This window comes from Tepidicaulis marinus (assembly GCF_000739695.1).
Taxonomy (GTDB): domain Bacteria; phylum Pseudomonadota; class Alphaproteobacteria; order Parvibaculales; family Parvibaculaceae; genus Tepidicaulis; species Tepidicaulis marinus.
In genome coordinates this window covers 24,526-48,189 of the sequence record NZ_BBIO01000018.1, presented here as the reverse complement: position 1 = coordinate 48,189, position 23,664 = coordinate 24,526, and the positions used below count along the sequence as shown (strand labels likewise).

The 23,664-nt window shown below is 61.7% G+C and carries 22 protein-coding genes and 1 tRNA gene; 17 read left to right on the top strand and 6 right to left on the bottom strand.

Annotated features, from left to right (window positions below; genetic code table 11):
• Positions 1 to 51 precede the first annotated feature (51 nt).
• The 4 genes from M2A_RS14480 to M2A_RS14465 are packed head-to-tail and all read left to right on the top strand — an operon-like array spanning position 52 to position 5,732.
• Positions 52 to 1,584 (top strand): acyl-CoA carboxylase subunit beta, encoded by a 1,533-nt coding sequence (locus M2A_RS14480; RefSeq protein ID WP_045448925.1) that lies wholly within the window; start codon positions 52 to 54, stop codon positions 1,582 to 1,584.
• A 9-nt stretch (positions 1,585 to 1,593) separates the two neighbouring features.
• Positions 1,594 to 3,615 (top strand): acetyl-CoA carboxylase biotin carboxylase subunit, encoded by a 2,022-nt coding sequence (locus M2A_RS14475; protein ID WP_045448923.1) that lies wholly within the window; start codon positions 1,594 to 1,596, stop codon positions 3,613 to 3,615.
• Positions 3,616 to 3,637: 22 nt separating this feature from the next.
• Positions 3,638 to 4,705 carry a beta-N-acetylglucosaminidase domain-containing protein gene (locus M2A_RS14470; RefSeq protein WP_197052959.1) on the top strand — a complete coding sequence of 356 codons (1,068 nt, stop codon included), beginning with the start codon at positions 3,638 to 3,640 and terminating at the stop codon, positions 4,703 to 4,705.
• 58 nt (positions 4,706 to 4,763) lie between these two features.
• Positions 4,764 to 5,732: a bactofilin family protein gene (locus M2A_RS14465; protein ID WP_045448920.1), complete on the top strand. Its 969-nt coding sequence runs from the start codon at positions 4,764 to 4,766 to the stop codon at positions 5,730 to 5,732.
• A 4-nt stretch (positions 5,733 to 5,736) separates the two neighbouring features.
• Here the strand turns inward: M2A_RS14465 and lipB are convergent, their stop codons facing one another.
• Positions 5,737 to 6,459 (bottom strand): lipoyl(octanoyl) transferase LipB, encoded by a 723-nt coding sequence (gene lipB, locus M2A_RS14460; protein WP_045448918.1) that lies wholly within the window; start codon positions 6,457 to 6,459, stop codon positions 5,737 to 5,739.
• Between the two features lie 47 nt (positions 6,460 to 6,506).
• On the opposite strand from lipB, the gene M2A_RS14455 reads away from it, so the two are divergent.
• The 8 genes from M2A_RS14455 to M2A_RS14420 all read left to right on the top strand — a co-directional run bounded on the left by M2A_RS14455 (position 6,507) and on the right by M2A_RS14420 (position 13,253).
• Positions 6,507 to 6,776 (top strand): FliM/FliN family flagellar motor switch protein, encoded by a 270-nt coding sequence (locus M2A_RS14455; protein ID WP_045448916.1) that lies wholly within the window; start codon positions 6,507 to 6,509, stop codon positions 6,774 to 6,776.
• Between the two features lie 184 nt (positions 6,777 to 6,960).
• Positions 6,961 to 7,509: a precorrin-2 dehydrogenase/sirohydrochlorin ferrochelatase family protein gene (locus M2A_RS14450; RefSeq protein ID WP_045448914.1), complete on the top strand. Its 549-nt coding sequence runs from the start codon at positions 6,961 to 6,963 to the stop codon at positions 7,507 to 7,509.
• Positions 7,506 to 8,297, top strand: a complete 792-nt coding sequence (locus M2A_RS14445; protein WP_244444465.1) for a phosphoadenylyl-sulfate reductase — start codon at positions 7,506 to 7,508, stop codon at positions 8,295 to 8,297. The genes M2A_RS14450 and M2A_RS14445 overlap by 4 nt, the downstream gene beginning before the upstream one ends.
• A gap of 91 nt (positions 8,298 to 8,388) precedes the next feature.
• Positions 8,389 to 8,475, top strand: a tRNA-Leu gene (locus tag M2A_RS14440).
• 177 nt (positions 8,476 to 8,652) lie between these two features.
• Positions 8,653 to 10,035 (top strand): magnesium transporter, encoded by a 1,383-nt coding sequence (gene mgtE / locus M2A_RS14435; RefSeq protein ID WP_045448912.1) that lies wholly within the window; start codon positions 8,653 to 8,655, stop codon positions 10,033 to 10,035.
• A 23-nt stretch (positions 10,036 to 10,058) separates the two neighbouring features.
• Positions 10,059 to 11,003: a Kelch repeat-containing protein gene (locus M2A_RS17565; RefSeq protein WP_052379523.1), complete on the top strand. Its 945-nt coding sequence runs from the start codon at positions 10,059 to 10,061 to the stop codon at positions 11,001 to 11,003.
• Between the two features lie 55 nt (positions 11,004 to 11,058).
• On the top strand, positions 11,059 to 12,228 hold the full coding sequence (locus M2A_RS14425) for an isovaleryl-CoA dehydrogenase (protein WP_045448911.1): 1,170 nt from the start codon (positions 11,059 to 11,061) through the stop codon (positions 12,226 to 12,228).
• A gap of 248 nt (positions 12,229 to 12,476) precedes the next feature.
• Positions 12,477 to 13,253: a thioesterase family protein gene (locus M2A_RS14420; protein ID WP_045449018.1), complete on the top strand. Its 777-nt coding sequence runs from the start codon at positions 12,477 to 12,479 to the stop codon at positions 13,251 to 13,253.
• Here the strand turns inward: M2A_RS14420 and M2A_RS17560 are convergent.
• The gene (locus tag M2A_RS17560) at positions 13,250 to 14,140 is read right to left on the bottom strand and encodes a phosphatase PAP2 family protein (protein WP_052379522.1); all 891 of its coding nucleotides are present in this window, start codon (positions 14,138 to 14,140) and stop codon (positions 13,250 to 13,252) included. The genes M2A_RS14420 and M2A_RS17560 overlap by 4 nt on opposite strands.
• Positions 14,141 to 14,218: 78 nt before the next feature.
• Here M2A_RS17560 and M2A_RS14410 point away from each other — a divergent pair, with 78 nt between their 5' ends.
• Positions 14,219 to 15,412 (top strand): acetyl-CoA C-acyltransferase, encoded by a 1,194-nt coding sequence (locus M2A_RS14410; RefSeq protein WP_045448910.1) that lies wholly within the window; start codon positions 14,219 to 14,221, stop codon positions 15,410 to 15,412.
• Positions 15,413 to 15,415: 3 nt separating this feature from the next.
• Here M2A_RS14410 and M2A_RS14405 read toward each other — a convergent pair whose 3' ends face one another.
• Both M2A_RS14405 and M2A_RS14400 read right to left on the bottom strand, forming a co-directional pair.
• The gene (locus M2A_RS14405; protein WP_045448908.1) at positions 15,416 to 16,387 is read right to left on the bottom strand and encodes a CE1 family esterase; all 972 of its coding nucleotides are present in this window, start codon (positions 16,385 to 16,387) and stop codon (positions 15,416 to 15,418) included.
• 3 nt (positions 16,388 to 16,390) lie between these two features.
• Positions 16,391 to 16,786, bottom strand: a complete 396-nt coding sequence (locus M2A_RS14400) for a hypothetical protein (protein WP_045448906.1) — start codon at positions 16,784 to 16,786, stop codon at positions 16,391 to 16,393.
• A gap of 84 nt (positions 16,787 to 16,870) precedes the next feature.
• Between M2A_RS14400 and M2A_RS14395 the strand changes: the two genes are divergently transcribed.
• From M2A_RS14395 to M2A_RS14385, 3 genes are read left to right on the top strand one after another with little or no spacing between them, the layout of a single operon-like run.
• Entirely contained in the window at positions 16,871 to 18,478 is a 1,608-nt protein-coding gene (locus M2A_RS14395) for a carboxyl transferase domain-containing protein (protein WP_045449014.1), read from the top strand.
• Positions 18,479 to 18,484: 6 nt separating this feature from the next.
• On the top strand, positions 18,485 to 20,500 hold the full coding sequence (locus tag M2A_RS14390; protein ID WP_045448903.1) for an acetyl/propionyl/methylcrotonyl-CoA carboxylase subunit alpha: 2,016 nt from the start codon (positions 18,485 to 18,487) through the stop codon (positions 20,498 to 20,500).
• Entirely contained in the window at positions 20,497 to 20,931 is a 435-nt protein-coding gene (locus M2A_RS14385; RefSeq protein ID WP_045448901.1) for a DUF1489 family protein, read from the top strand. Before M2A_RS14390 ends, M2A_RS14385 begins: the two co-directional genes overlap by 4 nt.
• A gap of 72 nt (positions 20,932 to 21,003) precedes the next feature.
• On the opposite strand, the gene panC is transcribed toward M2A_RS14385, so the two are convergent.
• Both panC and M2A_RS14375 read right to left on the bottom strand, forming a co-directional pair.
• The gene (panC, locus tag M2A_RS14380; protein WP_197052958.1) at positions 21,004 to 21,870 is read right to left on the bottom strand and encodes a pantoate--beta-alanine ligase; all 867 of its coding nucleotides are present in this window, start codon (positions 21,868 to 21,870) and stop codon (positions 21,004 to 21,006) included.
• Positions 21,871 to 21,956: 86 nt separating this feature from the next.
• Entirely contained in the window at positions 21,957 to 23,120 is a 1,164-nt protein-coding gene (locus M2A_RS14375; protein WP_045449010.1) for an iron-containing alcohol dehydrogenase, read from the bottom strand.
• 127 nt (positions 23,121 to 23,247) lie between these two features.
• On the opposite strand from M2A_RS14375, the gene M2A_RS14370 reads away from it, so the two are divergent.
• Complete coding sequence (locus M2A_RS14370; RefSeq protein ID WP_045448899.1) at positions 23,248 to 23,661, top strand: hypothetical protein; 414 nt, start codon at positions 23,248 to 23,250, stop codon at positions 23,659 to 23,661.
• The last annotated feature ends 3 nt before the right edge of the window (positions 23,662 to 23,664 follow it).

Genomic DNA, 23,664 nt, shown 5'->3' with positions numbered 1-23,664 from the left:
CCTGTCTGAAAAACGGCCTCAAAACGCAAAGTAACAAGGTGAGGGGACGCCATGAAAGAAATCGTCCGCCAGTTGGAAGAGCGGCGTCAGAACGCCAAGATGGGCGGGGGGCAACGCCGCATCGATGCGCAGCACACGAAGGGCAAATTGACCGCCCGCGAGCGTATCGAACTGTTCCTCGACGAAGGCTCTTTTGAAGAGTTCGACATGTTCGTGGAGCATGATTGCCACGAATTCGGGATGGAAAAGACCAAGTTTCCGGGCGATGGCGTGGTGACCGGCTGGGGCACGGTGAACGGGCGCAAGGTCTATATCTTTGCCAAGGACTTTACCGTTTTCGGCGGCTCGCTTTCCCGCACCCATGCCAAGAAGATCACCAAGGTTCAGGACATGGCGATCCGCACCGGCGCGCCGGTGATCGGGCTTTTCGATGCGGGCGGTGCGCGCATTCAAGAAGGCGTCGATGCGCTGGGCGGTTACGGGGAAGTCTTTACACGGAACGTTATGGCCTCCGGCGTCGTGCCGCAGATTTCCGTGATCATGGGCCCGTGCGCGGGCGGTGACGTTTACTCGCCCGCCATGACTGACTTCATCTTCATGGTGCGCGATACCTCCTACATGTTCGTGACGGGCCCGGATGTGGTGAAGACCGTGACGAATGAAACCGTGACGGCCGAAGAGCTGGGCGGGGCTTCGATCCACACGACGAAATCTTCCGTTGCGGACGGGGCTTTCGACAATGACGTGATCGCCATGACGCAGCTGCGCCGGCTGATCGACTTCCTGCCGCTTTCCAATGTGTCCGGCGTGCCGGAGCGCCCTTTCTTCGACGATCCGAACCGCGAGGAACCCTCGCTCGACACACTCATCCCGCACAATCCCAACATGCCCTATGACATGAAGGAGCTGGTGCTGAAGACGGTGGACGAGGCCGACTTCTTCGAGCTGCAGGAAAACTTCGCCAAGAACATCATTACCGGTTTCGGGCGCATCGAAGGGCGCACGGTCGGCATCGTCGCTAACCAGCCCATGGTGCTGGCGGGCGTGCTCGATTCCGATGCAAGCCGCAAGGCGGCGCGGTTCGTGCGCTTCTGCGACTGTTTCGAGATCCCGATCGTCACCTTCGTCGATGTGCCGGGCTTCCTGCCGGGCACGGCGCAGGAATATGGCGGGCTGATCAAGCACGGCGCCAAGCTGCTCTTTGCTTATACCGAGGCAACCGTTCCCAAAGTGACGGTGATCACCCGCAAAGCCTATGGCGGGGCCTATGACGTGATGTCCTCCAAGCATTTGCGCGGCGACATCAACTATGCCTGGCCGACGGCGCAGATCGCGGTGATGGGCGCCAAAGGGGCGGTGGAGATCATTCACCGCCAAGACCTTGGCGATGCGGAAAAGATCGAGGCGCATACCAAGGCCTATGAAGACCGCTTCCTCAACCCGTTCGTCGCGGCCGAGCGCGGCTATATCGACGATGTGATCATGCCTCACGGCACACGGGCCAGGGTGGCCCGGGCTCTGGCGCTGCTGCGCGACAAGGAGCTCGAAAATCCCTGGAAAAAACACGACAATTTGCCGTTGTAAGGGGGCGTCATGTTCAAGAAGATTCTGATCGCGAACCGCGGTGAAATTGCCTGCCGCGTCATCAAGACCGCCCGCCGCATGGGCATTCAAACCGTTGCCGTTTATTCCGACGCCGACCGCGATGCGCTGCATGTGGAAATGGCGGACGAGGCGGTGAATATCGGCCCGGCGCCGTCCAATCAGTCTTACCTGATTATCGAGAACATTCTCAAAGCCATCAAGGAGACGGGCGCGGAAGCGGTGCATCCGGGCTACGGCTTCCTTTCGGAGAATTCCAAATTCGCCGAGGCGCTGGAAAAGGAAGGCATTGCCTTTATCGGGCCGAACGTCAAAGCCATCGAGGTGATGGGCGATAAGATCGCCTCCAAGAAATTCGCTAATGAAGCCAAGGTAAGCACCGTTCCGGGCTATCTCGGTGTGATCGCGGACACGGCAGAGGCGGTAAAGATCGCCAATGAAATCGGTTATCCGGTGATGATCAAGGCCTCGGCCGGCGGCGGCGGCAAGGGTATGCGTATTGCCTGGTCGGAAGAGGAAGTTGCCGATGGCTTCAAGTCCTCCATGTCGGAAGCCAAGTCCAGCTTCGGCGATGACCGGGTCTTCATCGAAAAATTCGTGACCGAACCGCGCCATATCGAAATTCAGGTGCTGGCCGACGGTAAAGACGCAATCTATGTGGGCGAGCGCGAATGTTCCATTCAGCGCCGCAACCAGAAAGTGATCGAGGAAGCGCCGAGCCCGTTCCTCGACGAAGCCACGCGCAAGGCGATGGGCGAGCAGGCCGTGGCGCTTGCCAAGGCCGTCGATTACCGCAGCGCGGGCACGGTGGAATTCATCGTCGACAAGGACAAGAATTTCTACTTCCTGGAAATGAACACGCGCCTGCAGGTGGAGCACCCGGTGACGGAACTCATCACTGGCATCGACCTTGTGGAGCATATGATCCGCATCGCGGCGGGCGAAAAGCTCTCGCTCAAACAGGCGGATGTGAAGCTGAATGGCTGGGCCATCGAAAGCCGTATCTATGCGGAAGATCCCTACCGTAACTTCCTGCCTTCCACGGGCCGCCTGGTGCGTTACCAGCCGCCGGCGGAAGGGGTGACGGGCACGCGCACGGTGCGCAACGATACAGGCGTTTTCGAGGGCGGTGAAATCTCCCTTTATTATGACCCGATGATCGCCAAGCTCTGCACCCATGCGCCGACCCGCGAAGAAGCGATCGATGCCATGTCCGAGGCGCTGGACCAGTTCCGGATCGAAGGCATTCAGCACAATATTCCGTTCCTCGGCGCGATCATGGAACATCCGCGCTTCCGCTCGGGCGCGCTGACCACGGGCTTCATCGCCGAAGAATTCCCGGACGGGTTCAGCGGTATCGAAGTGACGCCGGAGCGGGCGGACCTCTTCGCGCTTGTCGCCACTTATGTGAACGAGCTGCATGCGGCGCGCGCGACGCAGATTTCCCATCAGCTGCCGCACCGCCAGCGCAAGCTGCCGGAAGATTGGGTTGTCTCTTTCGGCACCGACTGGTCGCAGCGCGTCAAGGCGCAGGAAGCGGCAGGCGGGCTCGATGTGGCGTTCCTGAGTGATGAAGGCGAGGTCACGAGCCGTCATCACATCTCCAGCAATTGGACGCCGGGCCAGAGCGTCTTCCGCGGGGCGATCGACGGTCAACCCGTCGTCATGCAGCTTGAGCGGGCCAAGGGCCTGCAGGGCTATCACCTCAATTATCGCGGCTCTTCGGCCAATGTCGTGGTGCGCACGCGCCGTGCCCATGAGTTTGCGCTGTTGATGCCGGAGAAGGTGGAGGCGGATACGTCCAAACTTCTGCTCTGCCCGATGCCGGGCCTTGTCGTTTCCATCAATGTAGAAGTCGGCCAGGAAGTCAAAGCGGGCGAATCCCTTGCCGTTGTCGAGGCGATGAAGATGGAAAACATTCTGCGCGCCGAGCGCGACGGGGTGGTGAAGGAAATCAACTGCGCGGCGGGCGACAGTCTCGCGGTTGACGAGATCATTCTCGAATTCGAATAGGGGTCTCATGAGCGCGGGCGCAATGAACGAGGATCGTTGCCCCGCCGGGCTCATCGAAGGCTTTTACGGCCGGGAATGGAGCTGGGAAGACCGCCACGCATATGCCGCGTTCCTGAAGGAGCGCGGCTTTTGCTTTTATATCTATGCCCCGAAGGGCGATGCCTTTCTGCGCAAGAACTGGCAATCGCCCTGGCCGGAGGCCCGGCATGACGCGCTTATCCGCCTTGCCGCCGCCTATAAGGCCGAAGGACTTTCCTTCGGCATCGGCTTTAGCCCGTTCGAGCTTTATCTCGATGATACGGCAGAGGCCCGCGCGGCACTGAAGCGCAAGATGGATGAGATCAACGCCATCGGGCCCGACATTCTTTGCATTCTCTTCGACGACATGAAGGGCGATGTGCCGGGGCTTGCGGGCCTGCAGGCAAAGCTGACGGATGAGATTGCGGCGCTGAGCACGGCGAGCCGCTTCATCATGTGCCCGAGCTATTACTCTTTCGATCCGATCCTTGAAAAAGTCTTCGGCGCCATGCCTGAAAATTACATGCAGGACCTGGGGCGTGATCTCGATCCGGCTTTCGATGTGTTCTGGACGGGGCCGAAGGTCTGCACGCCGGAGTTCACGAAGGCCCATATCGAGGAAGTTACCGAAATCTTCTCCCGCAAACCCTTCCTCTGGGACAATTATCCGGTCAATGACGGGGCGCGCATGTCGCGCTTTTTGCATCTGGATGCGTTTACCGGCAGGCCAGGCGCGCTTGCCCCCTTGCTTGCCGGCCACGCGGTCAACCCGATGAACCAGCCCGCCGCCTCGCGCATTCCCCTGCGCACGCTGGAAGAAAGCTACCGCCTTCAGGAGGCTTATGAGCCCCGCGCCGCCTTCGAGCGGGCTGCCCTGGCAGAAGCCGGGGAGGCGCTCGGTTCCCTTATCATCGACGATCTCGAGGTCTTTCAGCGTCAGGGCTTGGACAAGCTCGATGCGGCGGCCATGTCCGCGCGCTATGCGCCTTTCGAGGGTACGGCGCTGGGCCGGGAAATCCTCGATTGGCTTGCCGGGCGATATGAATTCGACCCGGCCTGCCTGACCGACTAGACTGGCGGCAGGTTCATTCCATTCCGGTCTTACCGGCTTTCTTTGCAGGTCTTGGGAAATGCAGCGCTGGGTTTCGGCTTTTCTTTTTATTCTGTCCTTGAGCGTGGCGGCTGCGCCTGCCGCGGCCAATGAAGGCATGGAATGGCGCTCTGGCGAGCGGCTTTACATGACCGGCAAGGATGTCGCGCTATCGGAAGATGTGGACGGCGCGCTCACCGCGCTCGGTGACCGGATCGTGCTCGGCAACGACACCGAGGTGACGGGCGATGTCTTTCTCGCCGGCCGCATCGCGGTGATCGACGGGCGGATCGGCGGCAATCTGGAAGCGCGGGCGCCGCGGGTGCTGATCAACGGGCCTATTGCAGGCAATGTCTCGGTCTGGGCGGATAAGCTCGAAATCGCAGCGGATGCCGATATTACCGGCGATCTTTCCTTCTTCGTGACCTCCGAGCCCGATATCGACCCGGAAGCGTTTATCGGCGGAGATATTTCCGCGCAGATTTTGGACAGCCCCATTTCCTTCGAGCGCCGCGCGCCGGAGGGAGAGAGCGGGGTGAATTACATCTTCCGCCTCAATTTCTCCTCCGCCGTCTTTCTCGGCTTCCTCGCGGCCATTCTGGCGCTGGTCGCGCCGGGCTGGACCAGCGCGGTGCAGGATGTCGGCCGGGCGACCCCGGCGCAAGCGGTGGCCTACGGGGTCGGCTGGCTGCTCGGCCTGCCGCTGCTTGCGATCTTCGCCGCGCTCACCGTGGTCGGCATTCCGCTCGCCTTCATCCTGCTGCTGCTTTATGTGGCGGGCCTCGCGCTCGGCATGGTCATGTCCATCCATCTTGTGGGGGCAGGGGTTGTCGGCGCCTTCAATATCGATCTTGGCCGTCACCGGCGCATTCTGGCGGTGGTGCTCGGCGCGCTTATTCTGTGGGGCGTCGCTGGTCTGCCGTTGATCGGCGGGGTGCTCTGGTTCGCCGCGGTCAGCGCCGGTGTCGGCGCGGTGCTGATGGCCGGGCGCTCGCGTTATCTGCTTTAAGGCCTCAAGTATCCGGTTCCCGTTTGGCCAGAAGCGGCGGGCCGATGACTTCCGCGAAGGTCTTTTTCAGCACAACGTCCACTTCGGGCATGGAAACGGGCAGGCCGAGATCGACAAGGCTCGTCACGCCATGTTCTGAAATGCCGCAAGGCACGATGCCGCTGAAATGGTCGAGGTCGGGATCGACATTCAGACTGATGCCGTGAAAGGACACCCATTTGCGCAGACGGATGCCGATGGCCGCGATCTTGTCCTCCCGGCCTGCTCCGAGATGCGGGCGCGCCACCCAGACACCGACCCGGCCTTCGCGCACTTCGCCTTTGACGTTGAATTCGGCGAGCGCCGCGATCAGCCAACGCTCGAGATCCTCAACAAAAGCCCGCACATCCGGCTTGCGCCGTTTGAGATCGAGCAGCACATAGGCCACCCGCTGGCCGGGCCCGTGATAGGTGTATTGGCCGCCCCGGCCCGTCTCATAAACGGGAAAGCGCTCGGGGGTGAGAAGGTCCGCCGGGTCCGCGCTCGTGCCCGCCGTATAAAGCGGGGGGTGCTCCAGCAGCCAGACAAGCTCCTCGGCTTTTCCCTCGGCAATGGCCGCCGCGCGCGCCTCCATGAAGCGCACCGCCTCCTCATAAGGGACGGGCATGTCGGAAATCTTCCATTCCGGCCCTTCGGGAAGGGGGGAGGGGGCAAAAGAATCCGGATTTGGAGAGGCAGGATTAACCATGTGGCAACCGCGGCATGAAATTCTGGGGCAGGTTCAGGAGCTGTTTTATGAGTGCATTGGAAGTTATGGAAAGCGTCACAGCCATTAACAAGGTCCATATCGAGATTTCGGTGGTCCTTGGCCGGTCCCGTATGCCGATCCACCAGCTTTTGAAAATGGGCCGCGGCGCCGTGATCGAACTCGACGCCCAGCAGGATGAGGAAATCTGGGTCCTGGCCAATAATATCCCCATCGCGCGCGGGGAGATTGTGGTCCAAGGCGACAAGATTGCCGTGTCGATTACCGACAAAATCCGCAATTTCGAATCCATCGCCTGAGCCTAGCCGATATTTCTTTCTGAAACGCCTCTGTCTATATGGCGGGTTCACCGGCTTATATATAACATGTTATAAGTGTTATATTTTCTATTCTACTTTCAAATATTGAATTATTTGGAAAAACAGCTTATCTGATTGTGCAATGGAAGCGACAGGGCTTTCATGATGGCACAGGATAGCCGCGATGCTGCCCATCAGCCTTGACCTCGATCTATGCCCGACCGTGCTGGTTGCCGCCGGCGAGGCGGGCGAAAAGCGCTTGGCGCTTTTGAAAGCGGGCGGCACCGGCAAGCTGCGGGTCTTCAGCGCCGAGGCGGATGGTCCGCTGGCGGAGGCTGCTGAGGGCCCTGAGGCCGACTTGGAGGCCGTCAAGGCCGCCCGGGTGGTGTTCGTGGCGGGGCTGCCCCGCGCCGAAGGCGAGCGTCTCGCCGCGGTGGCGCGCGAAGCGGGCGCTCTCGTCAATGTGGAAGACGAGCGCGACCTTTGCGACTTCCATGTGCCGGCCTTGGTACGCCGGGGCGACCTGATCCTGGCGATCCTGACGGGCGGCAAGGCGCCTGGCATGGCCCGCTTCATCAGGCGCTATTTGGAGAGAATTTTCGGCCCGGAATGGGCGGACCGGTTGGACGAAGTGGCCGCGCAGCGCCTGAAATGGCGCGCCGAAGGACTTTCGCTCCCCCAGGTCAGCGCGAAAACGGAACGCTTCATTGAGGATAAAGGATGGCTCAAATGACGCTAGCAACAGCGCAGACGCAGACCGTCGACCGCCGTGCCGCGGCCATGGATAGCGAGAATGTTACCTCGCCCGAACTGCTTCGCCTCAGGGAGAAGTATGAGGGCCTGACCGGCGCGCCGCTTCTTGAGGCGCTGATCAAGGAGGAATTCCTGGGCGAGATCGCCGTGGTTTCCTCCTTCGGGGCGGAATCCGCTGTGCTGCTGCACATGGTTTCGCAGATCGACCCGGCGACGCCGGTGCTCTTTCTCAATACCGGCAAGCTCTTCGGTGAGACGCTGCGCTACCGCGACCGGTTGCAGGACAAGCTCGGCCTGACCGATCTCAGGGCCATCGGGCCCCATCCGGACGACGTGAATGCCAAGGACCCGGACGGGGTGCTCTGGAATTCCAATCCCGACGATTGCTGTTTCATCCGCAAGGTGCTGCCGCTTGAGCGCGGGCTGAAACCCTTCCGCGCTTCCATTACGGGCCGCAAGCGCTTCCAGACCTCGACACGGGCCGCCATGCACGCCATCGAGGAAGAAAAAGTGCGGATGGGCGAGGGCACCCGCTTCAAGATCAACCCGCTGGCCCTATGGGACTTGGATGATCTTGAAGCCTATCTCGATAAATACAAGCTGCCCCGCCATCCGCTGGTCAAGGACGGCTATCCCTCCATCGGGTGCATGCCCTGCACCAGCCGGGTGAAGGAAGGCGGCAGCTACCGGGACGGGCGCTGGGCCGGGCTCGACAAGGACGAGTGCGGCATTCACCTGCCGGCCAACACGGACGGCGACGGCATCTGATTTGCCGCCCGATTTAAAGCGGCGGGCGGTGCGAAGAGGCTTGTGCAGCGCAAATCTATTTGTTACATCACCGCCACCAATCGTATGGCCTGCGGACGTGGCGGAATTGGTAGACGCGCAGCGTTGAGGTCGCTGTGGGGTAAAACCCGTGGAAGTTCGAGTCTTCTCGTCCGCACCAAACGATGAAAAAGCCGGGGAAACCCGGCTTTTTTCATGCCCGGCTTTCCCTATATCCTTTCGAACCGGAACTGGCGCCGCCGCTTGCTTTGTCGCAAACTAGGCGGGACGATTCGAATGCGGCCGGGCTTTCTCAAGGTCCGGCCTTTTAGTGCCTCTTTGCGCAAGGTGAGACGAATTGAGCGAAACAGCCGTCGCCAGACAAAGTGAAGAGCGTGACGATCCCTTGACCCCGCAATTCGTGCGGCAGGTGATCGATGCGCTCGATCGCGGGGACGGGGATCAGGTCCGCAATCTCATCGCGCCGATGCGCCCGGCGGATATTGCCGAGCTGCTCGATCTCATGCGCACGGATGAGCGCCGCGCGCTGGTGGAGATGCTGGGCCCGGAGCTCAAGCCCGAAGTGCTCTCCGAGCTTGAAGAGGGCGTGCGCGATGAAGTGATCGCGCTGCTCGATCCGGGCGACATTGCTCAGGCGCTCGCCGAAATGGATTCGGACGATGCCGTCTATCTGCTCGAAGACCTCGACCAGCAAGGCCAGCAGGAAATCCTCTCGCAAATGCCGGCGGATGAACGGGCGGCTTTGGAGCGGGCGCTCGAATATCCCGAGGACAGTGCCGGGCGCCTCATGCAGCGCCATCTCGTGGCGGTACCGCCCTTCTGGGATGTGGGCCACACGATCGACTATATGCGCGAGGCGGAAGACCTGCCCGACGAGTTCTATGAAATTTTCGTCGTCGATCCCGCTTACCGGCCCATCGGCACGGTGCCGCTTTACCGGGTGATGCGCTCCAAACGTCCGACGAAAATCTCGGACATCATGAATACCGAGCAGACGCTGATCCGCGTCGATACCGACCGGGAAGAAGTCGCCCGGCTCTTTGAAAAATACGATTTGATCTCGGCCGCCGTGATCGACGAGAACGACCGGCTTGTCGGGGTGACGACGGTGGACGACATCGTCGAGGTGATCTCCGAAGAGGCGACGGAAGATATCCGGCTGATGGGCGGTATCGTGAACGAAGAAGCGGTGGGGGACAGCGTGGCGCTGACCGCGCGCAACCGTTTCTCCTGGCTCTTCGTCAATCTTCTCACCGCTATCCTTGCCTCGGTCGTGATCGGCCTCTTCGATGCCACGATCGAGCAGATGGTGGCGCTCGCCGTGCTCATGCCGATCGTTGCTTCCATGGGCGGCAATGCGGGCACGCAGACCATGACCGTTGCCGTGCGCAGTCTGGCAACGCGCGAGCTCGGGCCTTTGAATGCTTTGCGCTTCATGCGCCGCGAATTAATGGTCGGCGTCGTCAACGGCATTCTCTTTGCCCTGCTTATCGGCGCCGTCGGCGGCGTCTGGTTTCAGGATGCGATGCTCGGCGTCGTGCTTGGTGCCGCCATGATTGTAAACATGGTGGTGGCGGCCGTTTCGGGTATTCTCGTGCCCATGGCGCTCGACCGCATGAATATCGACCCGGCGGTTGCGTCCAGTGTCTTTGTGACGACGATGACCGATGTGGTCGGGTTTTTTGCCTTTCTCGGCTTGGCCGCGATCTGGCTCATGTGAGCGGAAGGCGGAAGGAGAGTGTGATGCGTTTGGCAGGTGTGATTGCGTCTTTTCTGCTCTTGAGCCTGACGGGCGCTCATGGCGCGGCGGCGGGCGAGTGGAACGACGGCGTGCCGATGAACAATGCCCGCGCGTTCTCATCTGCCGCCGTGCGCGGCGAAGACATTTATGTCGCAGGCGGTGCGGGCATCACGGCGCCTCAGAACAGTGTCGAGATTTACGACATGCTGGGCGATATCTGGCGCTCGGGCCCCGCGCTTCCCGAAGGGGTGCAGCAAGGCGCCATGGCAAGCCTTGGCGGGCTGATTTATCTTTCCGGCGGCTATCTGAAGGAAAGCAAGGGCGCGGACAATGCCAGCCTCTGGGTGCTCGATCCTTCGCTCGGCTTCTGGGTCAGCGGGCCGGATATGCCCACGCCCCGCGCCTGGCATGGCATGGCGGCGCTCGGGGGCAAGCTTTATGTCGTCGGCGGCGAGGGCGGCAGCGCGGCAAGCGTTCTGGTTTACGATCCGGGGGCGGAAGAATGGTCCGCCCTTTCCGCGCCCATGCCCCAGCCCCGCTCGGGTCTGGCGCTTGTGGCGCATAAGGGCAAGCTCTATGCGATCGGCGGGCGGCTTTCCAATGGCGAGATAACGGGCCGGGTTGATATTTTCGATGTGGAAACGGGAAGCTGGCGCGAAGGCCCGGCGCTTCCCGCGCCGCGGGCCGGTCATGCGGCAGCTGTTTTCGGGGAGAACATTCACGTCGTGGGCGGCGAGCAGGCCTCACCGCCGCAAACCCATGCAACGCATTACGTGCTCGATGTGACCGGAAAAAACTGGCGGGAAGAGGCGCCGCTGCCCACGCCGCGCCATGGGCTCACGCTGGTGCCGGGACGGGGCGGTGTCGTGGCGATCGGCGGGGCGTCCGGCCCCGGTTTTTATACCGTCTTTACCGAAACGGACAGCGTGAACCGCTACCGCCCTTAATCAAAAGCAAGCTGGCACACAGCTTCACGTATTCAGACGAACGGGAGAAACGCCGATGAGCGCCGCTTATCCTTCACTCAATTTCGATCTTGGCGATACCGCCGACATGCTGCGCGAGACGGCACATAATTTTTCTCAAGCCAAGATCGCCCCGCGCGCCGCCGAGATCGACCGCACGAATGAATTCCCGAAAGAGCTTTGGCGCGAGCTGGGCGGGCTCGGTCTTCTCGGCGTGACGGTGGAAGAGGAATATGGCGGCTCGGCCATGGGCTATCTCGAGCACGTCGTGGCAATGGAAGAGATCAGCCGCGGCTCGGCCAGTGTCGGCCTTTCCTACGGCGCTCATTCCAATCTTTGCGTCAATCAGATCCGCCGCATGGGCACCGAAGCGCAGAAGCAGAAATACCTGCCCAAACTCGTTTCCGGCGAACATATCGGCGCGCTGGCCATGAGCGAGCCGGGCGCCGGCTCCGATGTCGTTTCCATGAAGCTGCGCGCCGACAAAAAGGGCGAGCGCTATGTGCTGAACGGCAACAAGATGTGGATCACCAACGGCCCGGATGCGGACACGCTGGTCGTTTATGCCAAGACCGAACCGGATGCCGGTCCGCGCGGCATTACGGCCTTTCTCATCGAAAAGGGCTTTAAAGGATTTTCCACGGCGCAGAAGCTCGACAAGCTGGGCATGCGCGGCTCCAACACCTGCGAGCTTGTGTTTCAAGATTGCGAAGTGCCGGAAGAAAACATTCTCGGTAAGCTGAATGAAGGCGTGCGCGTCTTGATGAGCGGGCTCGATTACGAACGCGTGGTGCTTTCCGGCGGCCCGCTCGGCATCATGCGCGCCTGCATGGATGCGGTGGTGCCTTATCTGCATGAGCGCAAACAGTTCGGCCAGGCGATCGGCGAGTTCCAGCTCATGCAGGGCAAGGTGGCGGATATGTACACGGTCATGAATGCCGCCCGCGCTTATGTGTATGCGGTGGCAAAAGCGTGCGACCGGGGCGAGACGACGCGCAAGGATGCGGCGGCGGCCATTCTTTATTCGGCGGAAAAAGCGACATGGATGGCGCTCGAAGCCATTCAGGCGCTGGGCGGGAATGGTTATATCAACGAATATCCGACGGGCCGCCTCCTGCGTGATGCCAAGCTTTATGAAATCGGCGCGGGCACCAGCGAAATCCGCCGCATGCTGATCGGCCGGGAGCTCTTTAGCGAAACGGCATAAGAAACGATAGAACCTGCTTTCCTTTATGTGTCATGCCCCGCTTTATGCGGGGCATCCAAGGGCGGTTCTCTTGAGCGTTTCAGCAAGTTGCCATGGATGGCCCGGATAAACCGGGCCATGACAAAAGAAAAGAAGGCGGCGTAAGGGACGGCAGGAAAACGCAAAGCACTTTGCGCTTACCTCGCAAATAGTTGTTTCTTCTCTCCGCTTGCCCAAATAAGACCGGCAAAAACCGGCAAGGAGTGCTCATGCGCGCGATTTTTTCCGAAGAGAACGGCCTCATCATTCCCACCTCCGATGCGGCGGGGCCCTGGGACCCGGGCATGCAGCACGGTTCGGCCCCGTCCTCGCTGATCGCGCGGGCGGCGGAGCGCTATATCGATGATGAAGATTTTCTCGTCTCGCGGCTCACCATCGATCTGATGCGCCCGGTGCCGATCGCGCCGATGGACCTGCGCATCACGCCGGTCCGCGAGGGCCGGCAGATCAAGGTGCTCGATATCCGCATCGTGCAAGGCGGCAAGGAGACGGTCTGGGCCAGCGTGCTTGCCGTGCGCAAGCAGAAGGTGGAGACGCCCGCGCTCAGCCAGCCGCCTGCGCTGGCACTTCCCTATGCCGATGACATTCCCGAGGAGACAGACGTTTTTTCCGGCACGAGCCCTTTTGTTGCCGGTCTTTCCGTGCGCCAGGCCAAAGGCGCGTTCCGCGAGCCGGGTCCTGCCGCCGTCTGGTACCGGATCGACCGTGCCATGGTGGAAGGCGAGGAGATCAGCCCGCTGATGCGCGCGGTGGCGAGCGGGGACTTCTGCAACGGCCAATCCTCAGCGCTCGATTTCACGAAATGGACCTTCGTGAATGCGGACCTCACCATCGATCTCATCCGCTATCCGCAAGGCGAGTGGGTGCTGCTCGATGCGGAAAGCTGGCTCGATGGGGAAGGGGGCTGCCTTGCCATGGGCAAGCTCGCCGATAAGAGCGGCTATTTCGGCACGGCAAGGCAGCATCTTGTGGTGAGGCCGCGTTAGGCGGCGGCCTCCGGTTTCTTTTCGGCAAGGCGCATGAGCTGAAAGAGCGGCGGCGCGATGGCCCCGATATAGAGCGCGATGATGAGCGTGCGCGCGTAACCTGCGGCAATATCGCCAAGGCCGATGGCCGCCGCCGCTTTCCCCCAAGCGGCCGAGAGCGCGAAGAGACCGGCAATGCCGATGAGGCCCGAGAGGCCGCGCGCCCACCATTCGCTCCGGGGCTGAAAGGCGATGAAATTCTTGTCCGCAAGGATTGCCAGCCACCAGCCGGCCAGCAGTGCGCAAATGGCAAAGGCCTCGCTCGGCCCGCCCGGCCAGAAGAACCAGGCCGCCCCATGCAGAATGGCCAGCAGCACGAGCTGGAAGCTCCAATGCAGATCGTGCCAGCGGTGATCGTGGGCCCGCAGGAACCAGACGAAACCGCCCAGCACCAGAATACCGACGGCCCAGCCCGTCAGAATGTCCTCCACATCGTGAACGCCGAGATAGAGCCGGGAAAAGGCGATCCCGGCAATCATGATGCCTGCGCCGAGCCAGGCCCAGGTCTGCCGGACGCTCAGCGCCAGAAAGCCCCAGGTCGTCAGCGACACCTGGGCGTGGCCCGAGGGCATGCCATAGGATTCGCCCACCGCATGGTCGAGACGGAAGGCATCTGCCGGGCGCGGGTCCTGCCAGAAGTCCTTCAAAAATGCGTTGATCAATGCGGAAATACCGACCAGCACGGCAAGCCGGGCGAACACCCTCTTGCCCAGCATCCAGTATCCGAGCGCCAGAAGAATGATGTAAAATGTGGTGTATCCGGCCCAGGTAAAGGCCTGGAATACCGGCGTTGCCATGCCGCTGCGCAGCGGCAATACCCAGCTTAAATCGTGAAGAAAGCTCTCCAACCCCGCTCTCCCTCTTTTTTATTTTTTGGTGTAGGGTCTCGCCCCAAACGGTACCGACCATATCAGTGAGGTTTGCATATGTCCCAGTCCGAACGCGATCCGATCGTCATCGTCTCCGCCGCGCGCACGCCGATGGGCGGGTTTCAGGGGGCTCTGGCGCCGCTGTCGGGCCCTGAGCTTGGCACCGTCGCGGTGAAGGAAGCCGTCTTGCGGGCAAAGCTGGGCGCGGGCGATGTGGATGAAGCGTTCATGGGCTGTGTGCTGCCCGCAGGCGCCAAGCAGGCGCCGGGCCGCCAGGCGATCCGCAATGCCGGTCTTGAGGACGGCACCGCCTGCTCGACCATCAACAAGGTCTGCGGCTCGGGCCTTAAAGCGGTGATGCTGGCGCATGACGCCATCGCGCTTGGCCGGGGCGATGTGATGATCGCAGGCGGCATGGAAAGCATGACCAATGCGCCTTACCTCCTGCCCAATGCCCGCGGCGGCATGCGCATGGGCCACGGCGAGGTGAAGGACCATATGTTCCTCGACGGGCTGGAAGATGCTTATGAAGGCACGGCCATGGGCGTTTTCGCCGAGGCGACCTCGCAGCATTATCAGTTCACCCGCGAGGCGCAGGACGCTTATGCGATCGAGTCGCTTGCCCGCGCGCAAAAAGCAACGAAGGACGGCTCCTTCGCGCCTGAAATTGCGCAAGTGACGGTGAAGACCCGCAAAGGCGAAAGCGTGGTGAAGGACGATGAGCAGCCGCTGAAAGCCGATCCTTCAAAGATCCCGAATCTGAAGCCTGCCTTCGCCAAGGACGGCACGGTGACGGCGGCAAATTCCAGCTCCATTTCGGACGGGGCGGCCGCGCTCGTTCTCATGCGCCTGTCGGAAGCAGAAAAGCGCGGGCTGACGCCGCTTGCCGCCATTCGCGGGCAGGCCGGCCATGCGCAGGAACCGGCCTGGTTCACCACCGCCCCGGTGGGCGCCATGAAAAAGCTTCTGGAGCGCACGGGCTGGAGCGCGGGCGACGTCGATCTTTACGAGATTAACGAAGCCTTTGCCTGCGTCACCATGGCGGCGATGCAGGAGCTCGATCTGCCCCATGACAAGGTGAATGTGTTCGGCGGCGCCTGCGCCCTCGGCCATCCCATCGGCGCGTCGGGCGCGCGCATTCTCGTCACTCTGCTCAACGCGCTCGAAAAGCGCGATGCCAAGAAAGGTGTGGCCTCCTTGTGCATTGGCGGCGGCGAAGCCGTGGCCCTTGCGGTGGAACGGCTGCAATAACGGCTAGCCGCGCGCGGCCATCGCCTCTTCGAAGAATTTCCAGATTTCCTCCGGCCCGTTAATGTCATGGGCGGTGGGGCCGAGGAGGCGCGGCATGCGCTGATCCGGATGCGGGATCGTGTGGCCGCCGCCGATCAGCGTTAGATTGGCGACGGGCGGTTTGCCGGGATCTTTCCAGGCGATTTCAGCGGCCCGTGTGCCATCGTCCACCGTGTCATCGTAGTGAACGGCGATGGTCGTGTCTTGACCGGCTTTCTTTGCCCAGAACTCGGTCGTGGCTTCGGTGGAAAGCACCATGCCCCGGTTGCCGGTGCCGAAAAGCGAAACCGTACCGCCCGCGTAAGGATTGACCGGGTCCGCCGTGCCGTTCATCACCAGCACCGCCGTGCTGCCCGGCTGTTCGGTGCAGTCCATATTGCTTTCTGCGGGCAGGTTCGCGGCAATGGCGGCAATGCCGGTCATGGCTTCGGGCACTTCGAGCGCCAGCCGGTAGGCCATGTGTCCGCCATTCGAAAGGCCGGTGGCAAAGAGCTTGGGCGTGCCATGCGGGCTCCCATGCTTTTCGGCAATGGCGAGCAGAAAGCCCACATCGTCGATATTTTCTTCATTCGCCGCATAAGGGCCCGCCGCGCGGCAATCGTTCCAGTGCCGCTCATACCCGTCCGGATAAACGATAAGCGCGCCATGGGCGTCGGCGATCTTGTCGAACTCATAGGCGGTGAGCGCACGGATGCGGTCGCCGTCTCCGTCCGAGCCATGCAGCACGAAAACCACCGGCGGGTCGGCGGCAACTTCCTTCGGCGTATAGAGCCGGTAGCTGCGCTCCTTGCCGCCATGGGCAAGCGTGTGGCCGGTGAGCGCGCCTTCAAGGCGCGGCTCGGCTACCAGGTCGGAGCCCAGGTAATATTGATACATCACCCCAATGGCGATGATGACGATCAGAAGCGTAACGGCGATGATTTTAAGCGCGCGCATGGGTCAGGCAGCTTCCTTTGCAAGACAGGCTTTGACGTGGTCGGCAAGGGCGATGAGGCCGTTGAGAGGCCGGATCAGTACTTCGATATGCTGAAGGCGGCCCTCGCCATCCACCGTGATCCGGTCGATACCCTTGAGTTGGGTGTCGCCGATGCGCGCCTCGAATTCGAGAATCATCTCGCGCCCATCGACCCACTCTTTTGTGTAGCGGAAATCCTCGAAGCCCTCGTTCACCGCCGTTAGAATGGCCGCCACATAGGCTTTGGACTGTTTGGGCTTGAAATAGGCGGGGGAGGAAATCGAGGCGTTTTCGGCGAGCAAACCGTCCAGCAAAGCCGGGTCGGGCTTTTTCATATACCCGTGCCAGCGGTCCAAAAATATCTTGGCTTCAGCTAACATGTGGCTATGCTCCCCCCAAAGTAGTTAGCGTCACGAACTATTCTACCACGCGCCGCCAGAACGATAAACGGAGGCATGCGGCAAATGGCCGTTCTCAAAAGCTCCATCTCGACCCGCGATGAACGTTATCAGGAAAACCTTGCCAGCATGGAGGGAATTCTTGAAGACCTTTCCCGCCAGCGTGAAAAACACGCAAGCGGCGGCGATCAGCGTTCGCGTGAACGCCACGTTTCACGCGGCAAGCTTTTGCCGCGCGAGCGGGTGATGGGATTGATCGATCCCGGCACGCCTTTCCTCGAACTGTCGCCCATGGCCGCCCACGGGCTTTACGGCGGGGACATTCATGCGGCAGGCATCATCACGGGGATCGGCCGTGTCTCGGGGCAGGAATGCGTCATCGTCTGCAACGATGCGACGATCAAGGGCGGCACCTATTATCCTGAAACGGTGAAGAAGCATTTGCGCGCGCAAGAAGTCGCGCTGCAAAACCATCTGCCCTGCATCTATCTGGTGGATTCGGGCGGGGCGAACCTGCCGAACCAGGCCGACATCTTTCCGGATAAAGAGCATTTCGGGCGGATCTTTTTCAACCAGGCCAATATGTCCGCCAAAGGCATTCCGCAAATCGCGGTGGTCATGGGCTCGTGCACGGCGGGCGGGGCCTATGTGCCGGCCATGTCGGACGAGACCGTGATCGTGCGCCAGCAAGGCACGATCTTTCTGGGCGGCCCGCCGCTCGTCAAAGCGGCGACCGGCGAGGTGGTGAGCGCCGAGGATCTGGGCGGGGCCGACGTTCATTCGCGTAAAAGCGGGGTGACGGACCATTACGCCCATGACGACACCCATGCGCTTGCCATTACGCGGCGCATCGTTGCGACCTTGAACCGGAAGAAGAACATCGCCATTCCGCTCAGCGCGCCGCGCGAGCCGCTTTACGACCCGGCGGAGCTTAACGGCATCGTGCCTTATTCGCTTTCTATTCAATATGACATTCGCGAAGTTATTGCCCGGCTGGTGGACGGCTCGGAATTCGACGAATTCAAGAAGCTTTACGGCACGACGCTGGTGACGGGCTTTGCTCATATTCACGGCTATCCCGTGGGTATCATCGCCAATAACGGCATTCTCTTTTCGGAGTCCGCGCTCAAAGCCGCGCATTTCATCGAGCTGTGCTGCCAGCGGCGCATTCCGCTGCTCTTCCTGCAGAACATTTCCGGCTTCATGGTGGGCCGCCAATATGAAACGGGCGGCATCGCCAAGGACGGGGCGAAGATGGTGACGGCGGTCGCCTCCGCCCAGGTGCCGAAATTCACCGTGCTTGTCGGCGGCTCCTACGGCGCAGGCAATTATGGCATGTGCGGGCGGGCTTACTCGCCGCGCTTCCTTTATGCCTGGCCGAATTCGCGCATCTCCGTCATGGGCGGGGAGCAGGCGGCGAGCGTCCTTGCCACGGTCAAGCGGGACGGCATGGAAGCGCGCGGGGAAAGCTGGAGCGCGGAAGACGAAGAAGCCTTCAAGGCGCCCATTCGCGGGCAATATGAGGAAGAGGGGCATCCATACTTCGCCACCTCACGGCTTTGGGATGACGGCATTATCACGCCGGAGGAAACCCGCCGCGTCATGGCGCTCTCCCTTTCCGCTTCGCTCAACGCGCCCATTCCCGAAACCCGCTTCGGCGTCTTCAGGATGTGAGGTTTCATGTTCAATTCCCTGCTCATAGCCAACCGGGGCGAAATTGCCGTGCGTGTCATGCGCACCGCCAAAGCCATGGGGCTGCGCACGATCGCCGTTTTCTCCGATGCCGACCGCGACGCGCTGCATGTGGCGCTGGCGGATGAGGCCTATTACATCGGTCCGTCACCTGCGAATGAAAGCTATCTCGTCGCCGAGAAGATTCTGGATGTCGCCAGGAAATCGGGCGCGGAGGCTATTCACCCGGGTTACGGTTTTCTCTCCGAAAACGCCGCCTTTGCGGACGCCTGCGCCAAGGCGGGCATTATCTTCGTCGGCCCGCCCGCCAGCGCCATCAAGGCGATGGGGTTGAAAGATGCCGCCAAGGCCTTGATGGAAAAGGCGGGTGTGCCCGTTGTGCCCGGCTATCACGGCGACAATCAGGACCCCGCTTTCCTGAAAGGGGAAGCAGAGAAGATCGGTTATCCCGTTCTCATCAAGGCGGTGGCCGGCGGCGGCGGCAAGGGCATGCGCAAGGTCGAGGCGGCGGCGGAATTCGATAAAGCGCTGCAATCGGCGCAGCGCGAAGCTGCCTCCGCGTTCGGCGATGAACGCGTGCTGATCGAAAAATTCGTCACGCAGCCCCGCCATATCGAAATTCAGGTCTTTGCCGATAGCCATGGCGAGGCGGTTTATCTGTTCGAGCGCGACTGTTCCTTGCAGCGCCGCCACCAGAAGGTGCTGGAAGAAGCGCCGGCGCCCGGCATGCCTGAAGACATGCGCCGGGCCATGGGCGAGGCGGCGATCGCCGCGGCCAAGGCCATTGGCTATGAAGGGGCGGGTACGATCGAGTTCATCGCCGATGCCTCGGGCGGGCTCAGTGCGGATAAATTCTTCTTCATGGAAATGAATACCCGCCTGCAGGTGGAACATCCCGTTACCGAGATGATCACCGGCGAGGACCTTGTCGAGTGGCAGCTGCGCGTTGCTGCGGGCGAGCCCTTGCCTGCTCTCCAGAATGATCTTGAAATTCAGGGCCATGCCATCGAGGCGCGGATTTACGCCGAAGACCCGGCGAAGAAATTCTTCCCCTCCACCGGCACGCTGCACCGGCTGCGCCTTGCCGAGGAGACGGACTTCGTGCGCATCGACACGGGCGTGCGCGAGGGCGATGCGGTCTCGATGTTCTACGATCCCATGATCGCCAAGCTCATCGTTTGGGATGAAACGCGCGAAGGGGCGCTGCGCCGCCTTAAAACCGCGCTTGAGGAAACACAGATCGCCGGACTGAAAAGCAATGTCTCTTTCCTTGCCGCCATTGCGGGCAACAAGGCTTTCGGGGACGGGGAGATCGACACGGGCTTTATCGACCGGCATCTGGACGCGCTGGTGCCTGCGGACATGCGCCCCGGCGCCGATGTCCTCGCGCTTGCCGCGCTGCATGAGGTTTTGGCGCGCGAGGAAGGGCCCGACGAGCTTGCCCTTCTCGGGGAGGATTATCATTCCCCCTGGGCGCTCAAAGACGGCTGGGTGCTGGGCGGGTCGCGCACCGAGCACTTGAGGCTGCTTTTCGGCGGGGAGACGCTCGAGCATCAGCTGCGCGCGCACGGCCATGGCTGGCAGGTGATTGTGGAAGACCAGCATCTTTATGTGGAAGGCAGCCTCGATGAAGACGGTACGCTTCACGCGCTTGTGGATGGCAAACGGCTTTCTGCCGGTGTAATCGAGCTCAAAGACGGCTTTACCCTGATGTGGCGCGGCGCGGCCTTTGAGTTCGCGCGTCCCAATCCACTCGATGTGGATCTTGCCGATGAGGCGGGCAGCGGCGCGCTCACCGCGCCCATGCCGGGCAAGATCGTTCAGGTGCTTGCCAAAGCCGGCCAGAAGGTGCGCAAGGGCGATGCGCTCATCGTGCTGGAAGCCATGAAGATGGAACAGACGCTGCAGGCGGCGGGCGAAAGCGTGGTCGGCGCGGTGAATGTCGAGGCGGGGGATCAGGTCGAAGGGGGCGCCGTCTTGCTGACCTTCGAGGAGAATGCGTGACACTGCATCTGATCAAATTATGCGTCGGCGTCGAGGAGCCGGACGAACTGGTGAAATGGCAGGCCATGCGCCGCCAGCAAAAGCGCGAGGCGGGTCTGCCCGACGATATCGTCCATATCACCCGCATGGTGCCGAAGCGCGCCGGCGAGCTTCTGGATGGCGGCTCGCTTTACTGGGTGATGAAAGGCTCTATCCGCTGCCGCCAGCGGCTTTTGGACATCGAAACTTTTACCGATGACGAAGGCATCCGCCGCTGCCGTCTGGTGCTCGATCCCGAGATCGTGCAGACGGAACTGCGCGCCCGGCGCCCCTTTCAAGGTTGGCGCTATTTGAAGGCGGAAGATGCGCCGGAAGATGTGAGCGGAGAAGGCGCGGCAGGCGACATGCCTCCTGAAATGCGCGCCGAATTACGTGCGCTCGGGCTGCTTTAAGCGCTTCTTGTGGACCCCGGGACGAGCCCGGGGTCCATGGAAGGCGGCGCCATGTGAAGGTGTGGCGGCCTCTCACTCCACCGGCATATTGTCGATCAGCCGCGTCTTGCCGATCCGGGCCGCGACGAGAATGCGCGCGGGCCCGTCGGGCTTGCCGCTGGCAAAGGGCTCCAGCGTCTCGGCGTTGCGCACTTCCAGATAATCGACGCTTTGAAAGCCCGCTTCCTTGATCGCGGTTATACCCGCCTCGGTTGCCGCGGCAATGGGCGCGCCTTTGGCCACCGCATGAGCGGTTTCGCGCAGGATGACATTGAGCTTGCCGGCGGATTGGCGTTCCCCGGCGCTCAGATAAGCGTTGCGGGAGGAGCGGGCGAGGCCGTCTTCCTCGCGGTGCGTCGGCCCGCCGATGATTTCCACCGGGATATTGAGATCGCGCACCATGCGTTTGATGGTGAGAAGCTGCTGATAGTCTTTCTCGCCGAAGACCGCCTTGTCGGGCAGCACCGCGAGCAGGAGTTTCGTGACGACCGTCGCCACCCCGGCAAAATGGGTGGGCCGCGCCGCGCCGTCGAGATCTTCCGTCACGCCCATGACATGCACGCTTGTCGAAAAATCGGGTGAATACATTTCCGCCGCGCTGGGCGCAAAGATGAGATGGGCGCGGGAGGAAAGCTTTTCCGCATCCGCCGCTTCCGTGCGCGGATAGGCCTCGAAATCTTCCCCGGGGGCGAACTGCGTCGGATTGACGAAGATCGACACGACAACCCGGTCCGTATCCGCGCCTGCCAGGTCGACCAGCGAAAGATGACCCTCATGCAGTGCGCCCATGGTGGGCACGAAACCGACGCGCAGGTTCTCCTTGCGCCAGGCGCTCACCGTCTCGCGCAAATCCGCGATGGTGCGGGCCACCGGAATTTTATACTGCATGTCGAGCGCCATTACTCTCTCCCCAAAGGCCGTTCAACCGGGCCGGACCATACATAATCGCCGCGCGCGGGACAATTGAGCTTGAACACTGAGCAAGTTCAGCTCAGGTCGCCCTCGATTGCCTTTTGAAAGAGCGTTTCATAAGCGCCTTGATCCATCTCCACCGGATTGCCCCCGTTAGACGGGTCCTCCAGCGCCATGGCGGCAAGGCGGGGAATAAGATCGCTTGTCACGCCGATTTCGGCGAGCGTCGCCGGAATGCCGATCTTCTGGCGCAGCTCCACCACCCAGTCGAGGAAGCCCGCGAAATCCTGGCGCGGCAGATCGAGATACCGCGCCAGCGCATCGATCTTATAGGCAATGGCGCGCCGGTTATGGAGCAGCACATATGGCATGACGACGGCATTGGTGAGCCCGTGATGGGTGCCGCAAAGGGAAGAGCAAGGATGGCTCATCGCATGCATCGCGCCGAGCCCTTTTTGAAAGGCAACCGCGCCCATGGAAGAGGCGGCCATCATGCGGGCGCGGGCGGCGACGTTCTCCCCGTCCTTCACCGCTTCGGGCAGCCAGCGATGCACAAGGCGCATTGCTTCGAGCGCAATGCCCTGGCTCATCGGGTGCCAGATGCGGCTCGAATAAGCCTCGAGGGAATGGGAGAGCGCGTCCATGCCCGTTGCCGCCGTAATAGTAGCGGGCAGGCCGCAAGTGAGCTGCGGATCGCAGATCACTTCCACGGGCAGCATTTTGGGATGGAAGATGATTTTCTTCGTGTGGTCGCGCTCGTCTGTGATGACGGCGGCGCGGCCCATTTCAGAGCCTGTGCCCGCCGTGGTCGGCACGGCGATGACGGGGGCGATCCCGGCCGCATCGGCGCGGGTCCACCAATCTTCCCGGTCCTCGAAATCCCAGAGCGGGCGCGTTTGCCCGCTCATGAATGCAATGGCCTTGCCCGCATCGAGCGCGCTGCCGCCCCCGAACGCGATCACTCCGTCATGGCGGCCTGCGCGGTAAGCGGCGAGCCCCGCTTCCACATTCGCGCCCACCGGGTTGCCCTGAATGTCTGCGAAGAGCGCCGGGGAAAGCCCGGCTTCTTCCAGATCGTTCAGCGCGGCGGCGATCATCTCATGACCGGCAAGGCCCGGATCGGTGACGAGGAGGGGATGGCGCAGGCCATGCGCCGTGCACACAGCGGCCAGTTCCTTGATCCGCCCGGCACCGAAACGCGTTGCCGTGGGGTAGGACCAGGCCGCTTGAAGGGAAATATAAGGATCGTCCATCTGTCACTGCCTGGAAGGTTGAATGCCGCGCGGAGCCGCGTGCTAAGCTGCAAGGTGATGCATGGGAGGAGTATCGCAGCCGGGAGCTGAACTGAAAAGGGAGGAGAGGGGCATGGGACAAAAACCCGCAAAGGCGGTTCTTGCAGGGCTTGTGCTCCTGCATGCAGGGCTGCTCATTTGGGCGCTGGGCACGGCGGAGCTTCTGCTCGGCGAGGTGCCGTGGACCCCCGTCACCAATCCGCTTTTCCCGCCGCTCATGCTGGCCGGGCATTGGCTTTCCGTGCTTTATACATCCATCGTCTTTCTACTCGGCACTCTCTATCGCTGGCCGCTTACGCCGCCCGCCGTCGTTGCAGGCTACGGCGCCATGGCGCTGGTCTGCCTGATCGAGACGACGCAATTCCTCGTTCATGATGGGCGCTGGCTTGCCATGGCGCTGGAATATGCCGCCTATATCGCAATCACGTTCTTTCTCTTCGGCTCGGCCGCGATGCGGGATTATTTCGGGCGGACGGCAAACACCTAAGAT